This window comes from Bacillus mojavensis, from assembly GCF_012648005.1.
In the GTDB taxonomy this organism is placed as follows: domain Bacteria; phylum Bacillota; class Bacilli; order Bacillales; family Bacillaceae; genus Bacillus; species Bacillus mojavensis.
The window spans coordinates 2,026,814-2,045,289 of the sequence record NZ_CP051464.1 but is presented as its reverse complement, the minus strand read 5'-3'; the positions used below and the strand labels follow the sequence as shown (position 1 = coordinate 2,045,289).

Annotated in this window: 13 protein-coding genes and 1 other RNA gene; 10 read left to right on the top strand and 4 right to left on the bottom strand. The window is 42.1% G+C overall.

The features are described from left to right. Positions 1-17: 17 nt before the first annotated feature. Entirely contained in the window at positions 18-2,852 is a 2,835-nt protein-coding gene (gene sucA / locus HC660_RS10465; protein ID WP_168748050.1) for a 2-oxoglutarate dehydrogenase E1 component, read from the top strand. Positions 2,853-2,867: 15 nt separating this feature from the next. Then, the gene (odhB, locus tag HC660_RS10460) at positions 2,868-4,124 is read left to right on the top strand and encodes a 2-oxoglutarate dehydrogenase complex dihydrolipoyllysine-residue succinyltransferase (RefSeq protein ID WP_010334582.1); all 1,257 of its coding nucleotides are present in this window, start codon (positions 2,868-2,870) and stop codon (positions 4,122-4,124) included. A gap of 57 nt (positions 4,125-4,181) precedes the next feature. Here the strand turns inward: odhB and HC660_RS10455 are convergent, their stop codons facing one another. Continuing rightward, positions 4,182-5,147, bottom strand: a complete 966-nt coding sequence (locus HC660_RS10455; RefSeq protein WP_168748049.1) for a bile acid:sodium symporter family transporter — start codon at positions 5,145-5,147, stop codon at positions 4,182-4,184. Positions 5,148-5,387: 240 nt separating this feature from the next. Here HC660_RS10455 and HC660_RS10450 point away from each other — a divergent pair, with 240 nt between their 5' ends. Next, positions 5,388-6,725 (top strand): sodium-dependent transporter, encoded by a 1,338-nt coding sequence (locus HC660_RS10450; protein WP_010334580.1) that lies wholly within the window; start codon positions 5,388-5,390, stop codon positions 6,723-6,725. Positions 6,726-6,755: 30 nt separating this feature from the next. Here HC660_RS10450 and HC660_RS10445 read toward each other — a convergent pair whose 3' ends face one another. The 3 genes from HC660_RS10445 to dhaS all read right to left on the bottom strand — a co-directional run bounded on the left by HC660_RS10445 (position 6,756) and on the right by dhaS (position 11,075). Beyond that, entirely contained in the window at positions 6,756-7,601 is an 846-nt protein-coding gene (locus HC660_RS10445; protein ID WP_168748048.1) for a superoxide dismutase, read from the bottom strand. Beyond that, the gene (locus HC660_RS10440; protein WP_168748047.1) at positions 7,591-9,489 is read right to left on the bottom strand and encodes a terpene cyclase/mutase family protein; all 1,899 of its coding nucleotides are present in this window, start codon (positions 9,487-9,489) and stop codon (positions 7,591-7,593) included. Before HC660_RS10440 ends, HC660_RS10445 begins: the two co-directional genes overlap by 11 nt. Positions 9,490-9,587: 98 nt before the next feature. After that, positions 9,588-11,075, bottom strand: a complete 1,488-nt coding sequence (gene dhaS, locus HC660_RS10435; RefSeq protein WP_168748046.1) for an aldehyde dehydrogenase DhaS — start codon at positions 11,073-11,075, stop codon at positions 9,588-9,590. A gap of 228 nt (positions 11,076-11,303) precedes the next feature. On the opposite strand from dhaS, the gene HC660_RS10430 reads away from it, so the two are divergent. From HC660_RS10430 to HC660_RS10400, 7 genes are all read left to right on the top strand, one after another. Then, positions 11,304-11,507, top strand: coding sequence for a DUF6501 family protein (locus tag HC660_RS10430; protein WP_010334577.1), 204 nt, complete (start codon positions 11,304-11,306; stop codon positions 11,505-11,507). Between the two features lie 415 nt (positions 11,508-11,922). After that, entirely contained in the window at positions 11,923-12,267 is a 345-nt protein-coding gene (locus HC660_RS10425) for a PH domain-containing protein (protein ID WP_010334575.1), read from the top strand. Between the two features lie 122 nt (positions 12,268-12,389). Beyond that, positions 12,390-12,881, top strand: a complete 492-nt coding sequence (locus HC660_RS10420) for a TraR/DksA family transcriptional regulator (protein WP_168748045.1) — start codon at positions 12,390-12,392, stop codon at positions 12,879-12,881. Positions 12,882-13,031: 150 nt separating this feature from the next. Beyond that, on the top strand, positions 13,032-13,658 hold the full coding sequence (azoJ, locus tag HC660_RS10415; protein WP_168748044.1) for an FMN-dependent NADH-azoreductase AzoJ: 627 nt from the start codon (positions 13,032-13,034) through the stop codon (positions 13,656-13,658). Positions 13,659-13,888: 230 nt separating this feature from the next. Further along, positions 13,889-14,075: non-coding RNA, 6S RNA (gene ssrS / locus HC660_RS10410), on the top strand. A 143-nt stretch (positions 14,076-14,218) separates the two neighbouring features. Continuing rightward, positions 14,219-16,006: a DNA helicase RecQ gene (gene recQ / locus HC660_RS10405; RefSeq protein ID WP_168748043.1), complete on the top strand. Its 1,788-nt coding sequence runs from the start codon at positions 14,219-14,221 to the stop codon at positions 16,004-16,006. A 236-nt stretch (positions 16,007-16,242) separates the two neighbouring features. Further along, on the top strand, positions 16,243-17,106 hold the full coding sequence (locus tag HC660_RS10400; RefSeq protein ID WP_010334572.1) for a LysM peptidoglycan-binding and 3D domain-containing protein: 864 nt from the start codon (positions 16,243-16,245) through the stop codon (positions 17,104-17,106). The last annotated feature ends 1,370 nt before the right edge of the window (positions 17,107-18,476 follow it).

The window sequence follows — 18,476 nt, the reverse complement described above, 5'->3', positions numbered from 1 at the left end:
TTGGGGGTAATATTCAAATGTTTCAAAATAATATGAAACAACGAATGAATTGGGAAGATTTTTACGGTCCGAACCTCGGCTATGCGCTGGAGCTTTACGATCAGTACACCCAGGATCCGAACAGCATTGATCCGGATCTGAAGGACATGTTCGATGAACTAGGAGCTCCTCCAAGCGATATAAAAGAGGCATCGGGAACAAAAGAAAAGGGACGTGTTACAGCCGATCTGATACAAAAGATCGCATCAGCAATCAGACTTGCAGAAGATATACGAACCTATGGCCATTTGAACGCTTCCGTCAATCCGCTCAGAAAGGATGGGAAAAAGAGCGAGCTCTTTCCACTATCCGATTACGGGCTAACAGAAGAGGAAATAAAAGAAATACCTGCGTCGGTCATTTGTAAAGACGCTCCTAAAAACATTACGAACGGTTTAGAAGCCATTCAGTATTTACGAAATACGTATAAAAGAACCATCTCATTTGAATTTGATCATGTACACGACTTTAAAGAGCGAGAGTGGCTGACTCAAAAGATTGAATCCGGTGAATTGTTCCAAAAGAACTCAGCCGAAAAGCTGTCAGCTGTGCTGGAAAGACTGACGGAAGTAGAGGGATTCGAGCAATTTTTACACCGGACCTTCGTCGGGCAGAAGCGTTTTTCAATTGAGGGTCTGGACGCTCTTGTTCCAGTGCTTGATGACATTATCGCACAATCTGTCAAATCAGGTACAACGAGCGTTAACATCGGTATGGCGCACAGGGGCCGCCTGAATGTGCTGGCACATGTGCTGGGCAAACCGTATGAAATCATATTCTCAGAGTTCCAGCACGCGCCGAACAAAGATTTAGTCCCGTCTGAAGGATCTATCGGCATCAGCTACGGATGGACGGGGGATGTCAAGTATCACCTGGGAGCGAACCGCGAGCTTCAAGACGCTGAAACGAAGTCGGCGCGTATTACGCTGGCGAATAACCCGAGCCACTTGGAATTTATCAACCCGATCGTTGAAGGCAGCACAAGAGCGGCGCAGGAAACAAGAACACAAAGCGGATACCCGGTTCAGGATGAAACAAAATCACTTGCGATTTTAATTCATGGAGACGCTGCATTCCCTGGGGAAGGAATTGTCGCTGAAACATTGAATTTAAGCTCTTTAAAAGGGTATCAAGTAGGCGGTGCGATTCATATTATCGCCAATAACATGATCGGATTCACAACAGAAAGCGCTGAATCAAGATCAACAAACTATGCCAGTGACCTGGCGAAGGGCTATGAAATACCGATTGTTCACGTAAATGCGGACGATCCTGAAGCCTGTCTTTCAGCTGTTAAGTTTGCGGTAGAATACCGAAAAACATTCAACAAGGACTTTCTGATTGACTTAATCGGGTACAGACGTTACGGACACAACGAAATGGATGAGCCGTCAACTACTCAGCCGATGCTGTATGATGCTGTAAGAAAGCATCCGACTGTCAAACATATTTTCGCGGAAAAGCTCATTAAAGATGGGGTGCTGACCGAGGAAGTTGTTCAAAACATTGAAAAGTCGGTAACGAAACGCATAGAAGACGCTTATCAAAAAGTGCCGGCTAAAAAGGAACCTGTCGCTTGTGAAATAGAACTTCCGGAACCTGTTTCAAACGGTTTTCCGGATGTAGACACATCTATTGATTTTGATGTGCTCCGCAAGCTGAATGGCGAATTGGTCAATTGGCCGGAGTCGTTTAATGTATTCGGTAAGCTAAAACGCATTTTAGAAAGACGGGCCAAGGCGTTTGATGATGACAGAAAAGTGGAATGGTCATTGGCTGAATCTCTCGCGTTTGCTTCCATTCTGAAAGACGGAACACCGATTCGATTAACAGGACAGGATTCTGAGCGCGGAACGTTTGCCCAAAGAAACCTTGTACTTCACGACAGTGAGACAGGCAAAGAATTTGTGCCGTTGCACCATTTGTCAGATTGTGATACATCATTTGCCGTTCATAACAGCCCGCTGTCTGAAGGATCGGTTCTCGGCTTTGAATACGGGTATAACGTGCATTCACCGGAAACACTTGTCCTGTGGGAAGCGCAGTATGGAGATTTCGCCAATGCTGCTCAAGTGTACTTTGACCAATTTATTTCTGCCGGACGCGCAAAATGGGGCCAAAAATCCGGATTAGTGATGCTGCTCCCGCACGGTTACGAGGGACAGGGTCCTGAGCATTCAAGCGGTAGAATCGAGCGGTTCCTGCAACTAGCTGCTGAGAACAACTGGACGGTTGCCAACCTGACAAGCGCCGCTCAATATTTTCATATATTAAGAAGACAGGCTAAAATGCTGCTGCGTGAGGAAATTCGTCCGCTCGTCATCATGACGCCGAAGAGCCTTCTGCGCAATCCGAATACCGTTTCTGAAGTGCAGGAGCTCAGCGAAAGCCGCTTCCAGCCTGTTTACGAACAGTCAGGACTTTCTCATGAATATGAAAAAGTGACGCGGCTCGTATTATCCAGCGGTAAAGTATCTATAGACATCAGCGATCATTTCAACAAGTTAGAAGACGGGAAAGAGTGGCTTCACATTGCGAGAATTGAACAGCTGTATCCATTCCCTGCAAAAGGAGTCAAAGAATTATTTGCAAAGCTTCCGAATCTTAAAGAAATCGTTTGGGTTCAGGAAGAGCCGCAGAACATGGGGGCATGGAGCTATATCAGCCCTTATTTGACAGAACTTGCACCAGAAGGAGTAAGCGTTCAATATATTGGACGAAGAAGACGATCCAGTCCTGCAGAGGGAGATCCGACAGTTCATAAAAAAGAACAGGAACGTATTGTATCTGATAGCTTGACTCGCAAAAACTAAGGGGGAAATGAAAAAATGGCGGAAATTAAGGTACCTGAATTAGCAGAATCAATCTCAGAAGGAACTATAGCCCAATGGTTAAAGCAGCCCGGTGATTATGTAGAACAGGGTGAATATCTGCTTGAACTTGAAACGGATAAAGTTAATGTTGAATTGACAGCAGAAGAATCGGGTGTTCTTCAAGAGGTATTGAAAGATTCGGGTGATACCGTCCAAGTTGGAGAAATTATCGGTACCATTACAGAAGGCGCGGGTGAAAGTTCTGCCCCTGCTCCTTCAGAGAAGGCTGAAAGCAAAGAAAGTGAAAAAGAAGAAAAGCAAGCTGAACCAGCGGCGCAAGAAGTGAGCCAGGAAGCGCAAACGGAAGCAAAATCAAGAACAATTGCATCTCCTTCTGCCCGTAAGCTGGCGAGAGAGAAAGGGATTGACCTGTCTCAGGTTCCAACTGGCGACCCGCTTGGAAGAGTGCGCAAACAGGATGTTGAGGCGTATGAAAAACCAGCGGCGAAACCAGCTCCTCAGCAGCAAAAACAACAGCCGCAGGCTCAAAAAACACAGCAAAGCTTTGACAAACCTGTTGAAGTGCAAAAAATGTCACGCCGCAGACAGACGATTGCTAAACGTCTAGTCGAAGTTCAGCAAACATCTGCGATGCTGACTACATTTAATGAAGTTGACATGACGGCTGTTATGAATCTCAGAAAACGTCGCAAAGACCAATTCTTTGAGCAAAATGAAGTGAAGCTGGGCTTTATGTCTTTCTTTACTAAAGCTGTTGTAGCGGCATTGAAAAAATATCCGCTCTTGAATGCAGAAATTCAAGGCGATGAGCTGATTGTTAAAAAATTCTATGATATCGGAATCGCTGTTGCAGCTGAAGAAGGACTTGTCGTTCCAGTTGTAAGGGATGCAGACCGTCTGACATTTGCAGGCATTGAAAAAGAAATCGGCGAGCTTGCGAAAAAAGCGAGAAACAATAAATTAACCCTTGGTGAGCTGCAAGGAGGCTCATTTACAATTACAAACGGAGGGACTTTCGGTTCACTCATGTCGACACCGATTTTAAACAGCCCTCAAGTTGGTATTCTGGGTATGCATAAGATTCAGCTGCGCCCTGTCGCAATTGATGAAGAACGTTTTGAAAACCGTCCAATGATGTATATTGCTTTATCTTATGATCATCGGATCGTAGATGGTAAAGAAGCAGTTGGATTCCTTGTCACTATTAAGAACTTACTAGAAGATCCTGAACAGCTTTTGTTAGAGGGATAAAACAAAAAAGGTACATCACGGCTAAACGTGATGTACCTTTTTATATAGAATAGAATGTTAAAGAGTCAGTTCTGTGCTGTTTGAATCTTCTTTTTGATTCTTACCTTTTTTAGACCAATATGTAGCGAGCAGAGAGCCTGAAAGGTTGTGCCAAACACTGAAAATCGCGCTAGGAACAGCGGATAGCGGTGAAAAATGTGCCGTAGCAAGTGCTGCGCCAAGCCCTGAGTTTTGCATGCCGACTTCAATTGCAACCGCTTTTTGAGATGCATAATCCATTTTTAACAGCTTTGCACAAAGAAACCCCAGTAAATATCCAATGCCATTATGCAGGATAACTACTGAAAAAATAAGCCATCCTGATTGAAGCAGGTTTTCCCGATTGCCGCTTACAACAGCTGATACAATCGCAACGATACCGATGACTGAAACAAGCGGCAGGACATGAACGGCTTTTGCGACCTGTTTTTTGAAAAACATTTTGACGATTAGGCCTGCAATGATTGGAAACAATACAGCCTGCAAAATCGAAATAAATAATGAGCCAGGCGAGACAGGCAGCCATTCCTTGGCAAACAGCATAATCAATACCGGCGTCAAAACAGGTGCCAACAAGGTGGAAATTGTAGTGACAGCAACAGACAGGGCCGTGTTGCCTTTTGCTAAAAATGTCATGACATTAGAGGCAGTTCCACCCGGACAGCAGCCAACAAGAATGACGCCTACCGCGATCTCCGAGGGGAGATGCAAGCCATAGGCTAAGCCGAAAGCAACAAGCGGCATAATCGTATATTGGGCAATCACTCCGATAATGACGTACAAAGGTTTTCTGATCAGCTCTTTAAAATCATCGGTTTGCAGTGTTAGCCCCATTCCAAACATGATAATGCCGAGAAAAATCGTAATATAAGAACTGATCCAAGAAAATAATAACGGGAACGAAAATCCGAGTACGGCAAAAACAATAACCCAGATGCCGAAGGTTTGTCCCGCGAATTGACTAATCTTTCTGATGTTTTCCATACAAACACTCCTCATACACTGATCAAGAACTTCAGCAGAAATTCTTACAGATTTTTTGGTATTCCCCTATTATAATTAATTTTCTGAATAATTCAATATTAATAAATTGACTGTATTCTGATATATCTATGTAGATAGATGATAAATATATTATGTAAACTAATCAAAATATTCTTGACTATATAGGTAGATATTCTTACAATGAACCTTTAAACTGTTTTGAAAAATAGGAGTGATAGGGTGAAGGAAGCTAATCAATGGTCTTCGAAGCTGGGCTTTATTTTAGCAGCGGCTGGATCGGCTATCGGTCTCGGTGCGATATGGAAATTCCCATATGTCGCAGGCACCAGCGGAGGAGGCGCGTTTTTATTTATTTTCATTTTATTTACAATATTAATCGGACTGCCATTATTGCTCGGTGAATTCATCATAGGCAGAAAAACACAGCAAGATGCCGTCCAATCCTATAAATCTCTTGCTCCTGGGTCTAAATGGCATTGGATAGGCTATTTGGGCATGGCGACGTGCTTTATTCTGTTATCATTCTACAGCGTTGTCGGCGGATGGATTTTAAATTACATTTTTAAAGGCTTTACCGGCGGTTTATCGCATACATCAGGGTTTGATACGCTGTTTGCGAATACCATTTCAAATCCATATTTGGCTGTAGGAGGCCAGCTGCTGTTTATGCTGGTCACAATTTTGGTTGTCGCAAAGGGTGTAAGCAGCGGAATTGAAAAAGCAAGCCAAATTTTAATGCCGGCGCTATTTATATTATTTATTATTTTAATGGTGCGTTCAGTTACTCTTCATGGAGCGATGGAAGGCCTTACGTTTTTCCTGACACCTGATATCTCCGCTATTGACGCCAATACAATATTATATGCGATGGGCCAGTCCTTCTTCTTATTAAGTGTCGGTGTATCTGTAATGGTAACGTATAGTGCCTATCTAGAAAAACAAGAAAATCTGGTGCAGTCTGCTGTATCTGTTACGGTTTTGAATGTTCTTGTCGCCATTATGGCGGGAATCGCAATCTTTCCAGCTGTTTTTTCATTCGGCCTCAAACCGGATCAAGGACCTGTCCTGTTATTTAATGTGCTGCCGACTGTATTTAATCAAATGCCGTTTGGAATTGTCTTTTTATTAGCATTTTTAATTCTATTTTTATTTGCGGCACTGACATCCGCCTTTTCAATGCTTGAAATTTTGGTCGCTGTGCTTTCTAAAGGCGATGTGAGTAAAAGAAAACGATTTGCCTGGATCGGCGGGATGGCTATCTTTCTGGTCGGCGTACCGTCTGCGTTATCATACGGTATTTTAAGTGATATCACCATTTTTCACATGTCCATTTTTGACGCAGCTGATTTTCTGGTCAGCAATATTTTAATGCCGTTAGGAGCGTTATTGATTTCTATCTTTGTACCGTTAAAAATACCGAAAGAAGACTTGTTTAACGAGCTGAAAAGCGGCTCAAATCTCAAGCGAAAGTGGTTTGCGGTTTGGCTTCTGCTCATACGTTATCTTTCACCTGTTGCAATCATTATCGTATTTTTACACGTATTAGGTATTTTTTAAAAAATGAAGCCCCCTGGAAAGGGGGCTTTTTTAATAGAGTTTCCATACGACTTCTTTTGCCTGTTCAAAACGTTTTTCGGCTTCACGCCAATCGACTACATTCCACCAATGATCAACATAGCTTCCGCGGTCATTTTTATATTGCAAATAGTAAGCATGTTCCCATACATCAAGCGGTAAAAGAGGGATTACATCCCATTGGCTGAAGAGCTGGTGCTTCTCTGCGGCTAAAATCTCCAGCCGCCCGGAACGAGGGGACCAGACAAGAATGGCCCACCCGACACCCTCCACTTTTTTTGCAGCTTGGGTAAAATGCTCCTTAAAGGCCGAATAGCTTCCAAATGAAAGATCGATCATTTGAAACAATGCTCCAGTAGGACGTCTTTTTCCGTTTGGATGCATAGAAAACCAAAAAATACTGTGCAAATAATGGCCCGCTCCATGAAACGCAAGCTCTCTTTCCCAATGAGTGATCAAGTCATAGTTCTTTGAAGCTCTGGCTTTCTTAAGCTCCAATTCTGCTTTATTCAGTCCGTCAACATAGCTTTGGTGATGTTTTGTATGATGAAGTACCATAATATCACGTGAAATATAAGGCTCTAAAGCAGAGTACTTGTACGGAAGCTTTGGAAGAACATGTTTTCCTATAGGAACGAAGGCACGTCTTTCACCTGTTTCTTCTGATTGTGTAATATCACGATAGAGTGTGGCGGCCTGCTGATACCACTGTTCTTCTGTCGTCTGGTCATCCTCCAGCGCTTCAATCATCCTTTCGATTTGATCCTCAAATTGATCAAGCTGTCCTCGTTTTTGAATCTGATCTTTTAAGGCTTCACACCAATTGAACATCTCGGTTTGATAAGATTCACGTTTCATATGCTGTCTCCTTTTCAATAGAATTCAAATATTTGCCGACAGCCAGCAAAGGGAACACATAAGGATAACTGTGGTAACGAATATAAAACTGCTTTGGCAGCCCGATTCCCACTGGATAAGTCAAGCTTCTACCGTCATGAGAACTGCTGTCCATGAGGTAGTTCATTCCTTTCACAATTGCTGGATGACTGGGTTTTTCATATAGCAATAAAGCATCTAAAGCCCAGGCAGTTTGTATAATGGTTCCTTTTTTAAGCGGCACATAGGTTTTGACCTCCGCGCTTTTGCAGGATTCACCCCAGCTGCCGTCATCATTTTGTATGGTTTTGAGCCACCGGATTGCCTTTTGTATCGAAGGGTGGGTTCGAACAACTCCGCAGGCGTGCATGCCGGTTAAGGCAGCCCATGTGCCGTAAATGTAGCAAACACCCCAACGTCCGTACCAAGATCCATTATGTTCCTGATTTTCATAAAGCCAGTTCACAGCACGCTGAATGTGGTGATGTTTTACTGAAAAGCCGGCTTTTTCACCTAAAAAGTGCAGCACACGCCCGGTAAGGTCGGCGGTTGAGGGATCAACAGCCGCATCCTCGGCGGATTCAAGCGGGAGGTGGCGGATAAGAGGGTGGTTCACATTTTTTTCAAAGGCGGAAAACCCTCCATCATTGTTCTGCATCGATAAAAGCCAAGCCACGCCTCGCTCCCAAGAAAAAGGAGAGAAGCTGCGGGGAATTGCTTTTAAGACGGCTGCAGTGTCGTCACAATCAGGGTTATTCGTGTTAATATTTGAAAATCCCCAGCCGCCTGGAGATACGTTTGGATTGTTGACAGACCAATCTGCTATCTTGGTATGCTGCCGCTTTTGTAAAAAAGAAACGGCTTTTGTAATTGTACCGTCTGTTTCGGCAACGCCGTTTTGCTGAAGCGCATAAGTGATTAATGCAGTATCCCAAACAGTGGAAGTGGAATTTTCTAAATAAGGAATGCCGCCACATTCAGTCACCAATGCTTTGATGCCATTAATGGCCCTTCGGATGACCGGTGAATGGCGTGACACACCAAGTGACAGAAGGCTGTATACCATAAATATTGTGGCGCTTGCATAACTGTACAGTGTGCCGTCTTCTTCAATTCGGTCAAGCATATATGTTTTAGCAGTGTGTAAGCCAAGCTCCTGAAGAGCAAAGGGTGCACGAAAAAGCCGCTTCCAATGAGTCAGAACAGAAGAGAGGTCTCTCTCCTCGAAAGCATCAGAACGGAGCCATGTCAAAGGGTTTTTTGTCATGTGCGGGTCGAGGTGGCGGAGAGATTGAATATTGCGGTTTTTTAGTGTGTATCGCTGATTGAGTGTGACAGCCATCGGCGCAAAGTGAATACGGGCATAGGTGCTGAACTGATAGAAATGAACCGGGAATGTTGGGGGAATTGCTAAAAGCGACAATGGTACATATAATGCGGGCCAAGGGTAAAGGCTGTTTGCTGCAAGCATCCATTTTGTCATGAAATGAATATTCCTCAAGCCGCAATGTGATGTAATAAATTGTTCAGCTTTTTTCATGTGCGGATCAGTTCGATGGTAGCATCCTGAAGCCAGCATTCCGACATAACCTTGGACGGTAGCTGTTATATTGCCGCCTGTTTCGTCAGGGAAATTGTTAAACGTTCCGTCTGGCTGCTGATTTTCGCGAATGCCGGCTGCGAGCGCCGAAATGAGTTCTTTTTCATTTTCACCTTCATCAAGTGAGGTGAGGAGCAGAATAAAAAAAGAATTCGTCATGATTGGCCCTTCAAAGCAAAATGTCCAAGAACCGTCACCATTTTGCCTATCTTTCAGCTCTGAAATCGTGTTTTGCTGATAGCGCCTCACCTTCTCCTGAAGTGTGCTCATCACGCTCAACTCCTTCAGAAAGATATATATTCATCAGCTTTTGCTGCCATTACTGAAAGAAAAAAACTGCTGGCAGGCAGCAGTTTTTTTAAAAGCTTTTAGTCTTCAAGATTAATCCATACACTTTTGACTTCTGTGTAGTTATCTAGAGCATATGAGCCCATTTCTCTTCCTAGTCCGGATTGTTTATAACCGCCGAACGGCGAAGCTGCGTCAAACACATTATAGCAGTTTACCCAGACAGTCCCGGCTTGAAGGCGATCTGCAATATAATGGGCTTGTTTTACATTCTCAGTCCATAGGCCGGCAGCAAGTCCGTATTCAGAATGGTTGGCTCGTTCAATGACTTCATCCACTGTTTCATACGGAATCGCCGTCAGGACTGGTCCAAAGATTTCTTCTTTGGCGATTGTCATATCGTCTTCAACATTCGCAAACACAGTCGGCGCGACAAAGTAGCCTTCTTCATAAGGGCAGCTTCCGCCAGTGACAGCTTTTGCTCCTTCATCTTTCCCTTTTTGAATATAAGAAAGAACGCGTTCATGCTGCTCCTTGCTCACGAGCGGGCCGATTTGGGTATCTTTATGAAGTCCGGCTCCTTGGCGGAGTGATTCAGCATAAGACACCATCTCATTGACAACTTCATTATACTGGTCTTTATGAATAAAGACGCGTGAGCCCGCACAGCAGACTTGGCCTTGGTTAAACATGACACCGTTTAAAGCGCCTGGAATGGCTTTTTTCAAATTGGCATCCGGTAGCAGGATATTAGGTGATTTTCCGCCCAGTTCCAGGGTGACACGCTTAATGCTTTTTGCCGCCGTGGCCATGATTTTCTTTCCGATTTCTGTTGATCCGGTAAAGGCAATTTTGTCAACCGCTTCATGGTTGGTAAGTGCTTCTCCAGCATCCTCACCGAATCCCGGAATGATATTGATCACACCGTCAGGGAAACCGGCTTTATCAATTAACTCAGCCAAATAAAGAGCTGAAAGCGGGGTTTGCTCAGCAGGCTTAAGCACAATTGTACAGCCGGTTGCAAGAGCCGCACCCATTTTCCACATCGCCATAAGGAGCGGGAAATTCCATGGGATGATTTGGCCGACGACGCCGACAGGCTCATGGCGTGTATAATTAAAATAGGAGCCGGAAACAGGGATTGTCTGCCCTGTTATTTTTGTGCACCAGCCGGCGTAATAGCGCATATGCTCAATAGCCAGCGGGATATCTCCATTTGTTGTTTCGTTTATTGGCTTTCCGTTATCAAGGGTTTCAAGCTGAGCAAGCTCAGTTTTATGCTCTTCCATTAAATCTGCCAGCTTATACATCAGTCTGCTTCTCGATGCTGGAGACATTGTTCTCCACTCGCCTTGATCAAAGGCTTTGCGGGCAGCTTTAACGGCTTTGTCCACATCTTCTGCCCGGGCTTCATACAGCGACATTAAGGTTTCGCCTGTCGCCGGGTTGGGCGTGTCAAAGGTTGCCCCTGAGGCACTCGGAACAAACTTCCCATCAATATAAAGCTTTTTCGTTCCCTGTAAAAATGTCTCCAGCCTTTTACTCACTTGCATCGTTAAAGAACTCATTCGTAACAAACCTCCAGTCATTTTTATGGCCTGTTCTGAGATTCTTGGTGATAGAATGGATATTGCTTCATTGAAGAGCAGAAATTAGCTGTGATCGTTACTATGGAAGTAAGCGTATACAACCATTCTATACTAGAAAACATGACAAAATCAATGAATAACCGATATTGCAATCTACAAAAGAAAAAAGCTACAATAGGCTTATAGACAAGTAAAGGAGATTTCAACATGATACATAAAAATTGGCTTGAAAAAGAAACGGTTAAAAAAGTAAAGTGTGTTCAGACAAACGCAAAGAAATACATTGTAAATCGCGTATTAACACCAGGGAAAGAATATGAAGTGAAGAATGAGACAGAGGAATTTCTGTTTGTCGTCGATAATACAAATAAAATCGGCGGATACTATAAAGAATATTTTGAAGAGGTATAATCACCGATTGAATTTCTGATGGAAGAAGAAACAGAAGAGGTCACATCAATTTCAGACTCTAATAAGATGGCACAATTGAAGATACAGATCGTTATGCAAAGGACCGCAGCTAAGCTGCGGTTCTTCTTTGATTCAAAAAGGGAAAATAAAACAGATACAAAGAAGAAAACGTTAAAAAACTCATTTTTCAAAAAATATTTGTGAAAATGAAACTTTTTTCTCTATTGGTGCGTACTACATGATGACAGCAATACAAAAAAACAAGAAACAAATCAAAAAAGTGAAAAATGTAATCTGTTCGTAATGGTTTAAATGTCTTCTATGTCGTATTCTTATATAGGGATAAAGGACTTATTTTATTTAATGTAATCTCGTCATAAGAAAAATAGATAAATGCAGAAAGAGGGGTTCTTCATTGGGTATTTTTTCTGTTAGCAGACCAACTGACGCAAAGAAGCTTGAAGCTTTGCTCGTTGAAGGGGAAAGAATAGAATCGATTTATAAGCTCCGGGTTGACCAAATTTGCTTTACAAATAAACGTATTATTTTCTTTGATAATAAGGTGTTTTCTAAAAAGAAGGTTCGTGTATTTCTTCCATATAAAACGATTGAAAGCTTTGCCATTCAAGAAGCGGGAATGTTTGATCCCGACACCGGACTTTTATTAATGACAAGAAGCAAAACCTTTGAATTAGAATTTGCGAAAGATACCGATTTAAGCGAAGTGCAAGCGGTATTGACGAAGTATTTATGCAACTGAATAAACTAACTGAGGCCAGCCGTCTCTAAAGAATGGTTTGGCTTTTTTTGTGCCGTAAAAACGCCTTTTTTGGTTTGTCAGTATTCAAAACTGGGAACAGAGAAAAAAAGGAGAGGATACACATGGCACTGACTAAAGAACAAACTCAGCATCTCTACCATAAATTGCTTCATATGCAAAAAGAATTGTCTGGTGAAAAAAAGAAAACACAATCAATGACTGAAGAAGTAGGAGAGCTGTCTAATGGGGTTGATAACCATATGGCTGACCACGGAACGCTTGTAACAGACCGCATGACAGACCAAACGGTAAAAGAAATAGACCGGGAGCTTTTGGAGGAAGTTAATCACGCTTTACAAAAGATAAAAGACGGAACGTACGGAATTTGTGAAAAAACAGGTCAAGATATCCCATACGAAAGATTGGAAGCTGTTCCATACGCAAGAATGACAGTGGAAGCCCAAGCTGATGTAGAGGACGATTTGGAAACGGATGCTCCGTCATTTGAAAGGGAGTTTCACCAACAAGTTAAAGATCTTTCTAATAAAGAAACAATTGATCAAAAAAGTTCTCAAACGTATGAGATTTTAGACCGCGAGCAGGATTCAAATTGAAAATCGCAAGCAAGTACACCGATATAAGGTGTACTTGCTTTTTTTTATAAAAAAATCTCATATTCGAAATAAAGTGATTGACTTTGCATAAAAAAGAAAGTAACATACTATTTGTAAGTTGATATAAAAAGTTTACCGGGAGGAATACAAATGTCTACAGTTTTATTTGTAAAATCAAGTGACCGTACAGCTGAAGAAGGTGTTTCAGTTAAACTATACGAAGCATTTTTAGCTGCATATAAAGAAAACAACCCTAATGATGAAGTGATTGAATTAGATCTTCATAAAGAAAACCTTCCTTACCTTGGAAGAGATATGATTAACGGAACATTTAAAGCAGGCCAAGGTATGGAAATGACTGAGGAAGAAAAAAAACAAGCTGCAACAGCTGACAAATATCTGAACCAATTTGTAAAAGCTGATAAAGTGGTGTTCGCATTCCCGCTTTGGAACTTCACAGTGCCAGCAGTGCTTCATACTTATGTGGATTACCTGTCTCGCGCAGGCGTTACATTCAAATACACACAAGAAGGACCAGTTGGTTTAATGGGCGACAAAAAAGTTGCACTTCTTAACGCGCGCGGCGGCGTTTATTCAGAAGGACCAATGGCTTCACTAGAAATGTCCTTAAACTTCATGAAAACAGTTCTTGGTTTCTGGGGTGTTCAAGACTTGCACACAGTTGTCATCGAGGGACATAACGCAGCGCCTGATAAAGCACAAGAAATTGTTGAAAAAGGCTTGCAAGAAGCGAAAGAGCTTGCTGCTAAGTTTTAATGAATGAAGACTCCTATCCGTGAGATAGGAGTTTTTTTGCGTACATATTATATAGAAGAAAGTGATCACTTCTTGCCGCTAAAAAATGATGTTTTTTTATTGTAATATATCTTTTGTTTGTCGAATCATTAGATATATTAGCGAAAAAACAGTTTTATGAATGAAAAAAAGTTTTTCTGAACAATTGATTTACCCCCTTGATAAAATATGTCCAATGGTGTACTATATAAAAGAAGCTACTTTGTACGTATTGTTAATTAAGTTTTAACCTTTAAGCTGTAATAGGGAGTTTTATATCGAAGCCGGAATGTCATGCCTCCATTGCAGAGGACGACAGGAACGTTTCTGCAAACACCCACTTTGAGGAGTGGTGGTTTAAAACTTTCTTACTTGCATACGGCAAGATGTAGCGAAGGCCATTTCCTTTATGGAAATGGCTTTTTATTTTATCTGAAAAAGGATTTTTATATCGAAAATTCAATTTCCATTCGGGAAGAAATGCAGGTCTATTTTTTGTGATATGATGGGAGAAATTGAAGGAAAAGCGAGGGTTAGACGTTATGTTACATAAAGCCCAATCTCTGTTGGCGCATTATTTCGGTTATGAAAAGCTGCGCAGAGGGCAGGAGGAAGCCATCCGTTCGGTGACAGAAGCGAGACAAAACACGGTCTGCATTATGCCGACGGGCGGGGGAAAATCAATATGCTATCAAATTCCGGCACTGATGTTTGAAGGAACAACGATTGTCATTTCGCCGTTAATATCATTAATGAAGGATCAGGTTGATGCTCTTGAAGAAGCGGGAATCAAAGCCGCTTACATCAACAGTTCGCAAACCAATCAAGAAATATATGAAAGGCTGAACGGCCTGAAAGAAGGGGCCTATAAGCTTTTTTACATTACACCAGAGCGGTTAACCTCAACAGAATTTATACGTATTTTGCAAAGCATCGACGTTCCTTTAGTAGCAATAGATGAAGCGCACTGTATTTCTCAATGGGGCCACGATTTCAGGCCAAGCTACAGAAACATTGAAATTCTGTTTCACGAGTTAAATGACAAACCTGTCATCATGGCATTAACGGCAACAGCAACACCTGAGGTGCATGATGATATATGCCGTCAGCTGCATATTCAAAAAGAAAACACGGTGTATACCGGTTTCTCCCGTGACAACCTGACTTTGAAAGTCGCAAAAGGGGAAAACAAAGATCGTTTTATTGATGAGTATGTAAAAAGAAACAAACATGAAGCAGGAATCGTCTATACCGCGACAAGAAAAGAAGCAGATCGGATTTATGAGCGGTTAAAACGAAATCAAATTAGCGCAGGGCGGTATCACGGGGGCTTACAGGACGAAGTCAGAAAAGAACAGCAGGAAAGGTTTCTGAACGATGAGCTGCAGGTCATGGTTGCCACATCTGCTTTCGGGATGGGCATCGATAAATCAAATATCAGGTTTGTTCTTCATGCACAGATACCGAAAGATATGGAAAGCTACTATCAGGAGGCGGGACGAGCTGGACGGGATGGCCTCGACAGTGAATGTGTGCTTTTATTTTCTCCGCAAGATATTATGGTGCAGCGCTTTTTAATCGAGCAATCGGAAAATGAAGAAAAGCAAAAGCAGGACTTGAAAAAACTGCGACAAATGGTTGACTACTGCCATACGGAAGATTGTCTGCAGCGATTTATTCTGATGTATTTCGGAGAAAAGGAACCTGACGCCTGCGGACAGTGCGGAAACTGTACAGATACAAGAACAGCCCATGACGTGACGAGAGAAGCGCAAATGGTCTTATCGTGTATCATTCGTATGAATGAACGTTTTGGGAAGACGATGGTTGCCCAGGTGCTCGCTGGATCAAAAAATAAAAAAGTGCTCGAAAACGGCTTTAGCAGCCTTTCAACATACGGAATATTAAAGCACCGATCAGTTAGTGAAATCAGCGACTTTATTGAATTTCTGATTGCTGACGACTTTATTAGGATGTCAGATGGAACATTTCCGACTCTATTTGTTAGCGGCAAAGGGAGAAATGTGCTGAGAAGCGAATTGGCAGTAGCGAGAAAAGAAGCATTAAAAGCAGAAGCCATTACGGAAAATGACGAGCTGTTTGAACGCCTGCGCACCTTACGCAAGCAAATTGCAGCAGAGCAGGGTGTGCCGCCTTTTGTCGTTTTTTCTGATCAGACACTGAAAGATATGTCAGGAAAACAGCCTGTAAATGATGAAGAACTTTTGTCTATAAAAGGAGTCGGAGAACAAAAAAGAGCAAAATATGGCCGGCTTTTTTTAGAAGAAATACAAGCTTATGTACAGGTGACAGCCCCAAAAAAAGCATAAATCAACCTTTTTTTCTTTGAAAAACACATTTTCTTTTCTTTTTTTTGACTCAAACTTAAAAGACTTGAAAAGCCTATTATATCAAGGGTTCAGTAAGACTTTCCAACAGAGAGAAATCCTTCATGTAAAGGAACTGTAATCTAAATCATATCTTTTTGTTATTGATTTGACATTTACATGTGTTACGATATCACCTGTTAGCCGCCAATAAAAAGCTAACAAGGGAGGATTTACTTATGAAGAAGACGATTATGTCCTTTGTAGCAGTTGCAGCACTTTCAACAACTGCATTCGGAGCTCACGCTTCTGCAAAAGAAATCACGGTGCAAAAGGGTGATACGCTCTGGGGGATCTCTCAGAAAAACGGAGTGAACCTGAAGGACCTAAAAGAATGGAACAAGTTAACTTCTGATACAATCATTACGGGAGAAAAACTGACCATTTCTTCAGAAGAAACAACCACATCTGGGCAATATACAATTAAAGCGGGAGATACGCTTTCTAAGATTGCTCAAAAATTCGGTACGACAGTTAACAACCTGAAAGGTTGGAATAACTTAAGCTCTGACATGATCTATGCTGGATCTACACTTTCAGTAAAAGGTCAGGCAACAGCAGCAAACACAGTGACTGAGAATGCGCAAACAAGCGCACCTCAAACTGAAACAAAACAAGAGGCTGTGCAAAAAGAGCAACCTAAACAAGAAGCTGTTCAACAGCAACCTAAACAAGAAACAAAGGCTGCAGCAGACACTTCTGTTAAAACAGAAGAAAAGGCTGTTGAATCTAATACAAATCAACAAGAAGCGACAAAAGAACTAACAGTTACGGCTACTGCTTACTCTGCTAACGACGGCGGCATTTCCGGCGTTACAGCAACAGGCATCGACTTAAACAAGAACCCGAATGCTAAAGTTATTGCGGTTGATCCAAACGTGATTCCGCTAGGTTCTAAAGTCTATGTTGAAGGTTATGGAGAAGCAACAGCAGCAGACACTGGCGGCGCAATAAAAGGAAATAAAATTGACGTATTTGTACCAAACAAAAGTGATGCACATAATTGGGGCGTCAGAACAGTAAGTGTAAAAGTGTTAAATTAATAGAATAGATGAAGATAAAGGACATGTAGCTCTAAGCTCGTGTCCTTTTTTTGTTTTTAGAGACGTAAAACATAATATGCCGATAAAAAAATTGTGCTCCTTCTGCAATGATAAATAGAAGGTAAACGGCCCCTATCATCTTTATCTTTGCAGAAGGAGCTGCTGGCTTTTGCTTTGAAGATTGTATCGTTTCTTATCATGAATACCTGCATATTTTTATGGCGAAGGACAAGGGGCTCAGCTTGCATCCTCTAACCGTTATTCCTTAGGGGGAGAAGCCTTACTGCTTTATTATTGGAAGCTCGCTTTTATTAACGAATGTATCAACCGAAAAGATGGTGGGGTTAAAGACAAAGCGACGCGGCCTCTATGACAGAATGTCTTCGGAAGCTTGTGCGCCGCTGGCGTTAATTTCTCTGGCATTTGTCTTTTGGCCAGGTTACTTGAAATCAAGAATCATGACGATACCTGATTTTTTTGGAGCAGCGATTTGATTAAAGAACAACAGATCGTTTCTGAGCTTTTGATCATAGGTTACACTGTTTCATTTCTGCCGAAGTGCTGTATTCAGGGGATCTTGTTTTAAATCAAGCCTTCCGCATTACGGAGTCGTTTGGCATCAGCACGTTCATTTGCGATTTAAAATGAAAAACTGTTTTTAAATGAGAAGGCTGCTAAAGGAAAGATCCCTTAATCAGATAATCACATCTAAATACGTATAGCCAGGGACATGAGCCGTTTCCTAGACTTGGGATAACGCCTTATTTTGTGATTTGGTGGACGTGGAAATGGAAGAGGGCTTTGTCTGCGCTGTTCTCCCAAAACAATGAAATATCTTGCCTGTCTTCCTAACATACTAACTGTTCATATAGGAAATCGTGGTTGACGGTATTCGTGATCAGTTCAGCTTCCGTGTCATTAGGTTTAATGTCTGATGCTGGTTACGGAATAATGTTTGGTGATGTTGATGCGAGGAAACGCAAATGTTGTACTGGTTCGCTGTTGGAGTTTTACACCTATCGTGCCGAGAGATATAGTTTTATGTCTTCTGAAGACATGGAGACAGACGTACGGAGTCTAAAGTTGAAGGCATTAGCTGGCACCAATGAGGTGTGTTGTTATGGCTTACAAAATTTAAAATGAATCTTCCCTTATAAATACATTAGAACGTATTAGAAAGAGAAAATTATTGCGCACAAGGCGGGTGCCACATGGACCAACTTAAACAGATAGATTGACGGCTCTCATGAAAAGGCAGAATTTAATAAGAAAATAGATTCTGAAACCGGACCTGACTCTTGTGTAAGTGAAAATTCAGGATTAAGCACAGCAGACTGGCAGCAACTGTGAGGACAATACAAAAAATCACT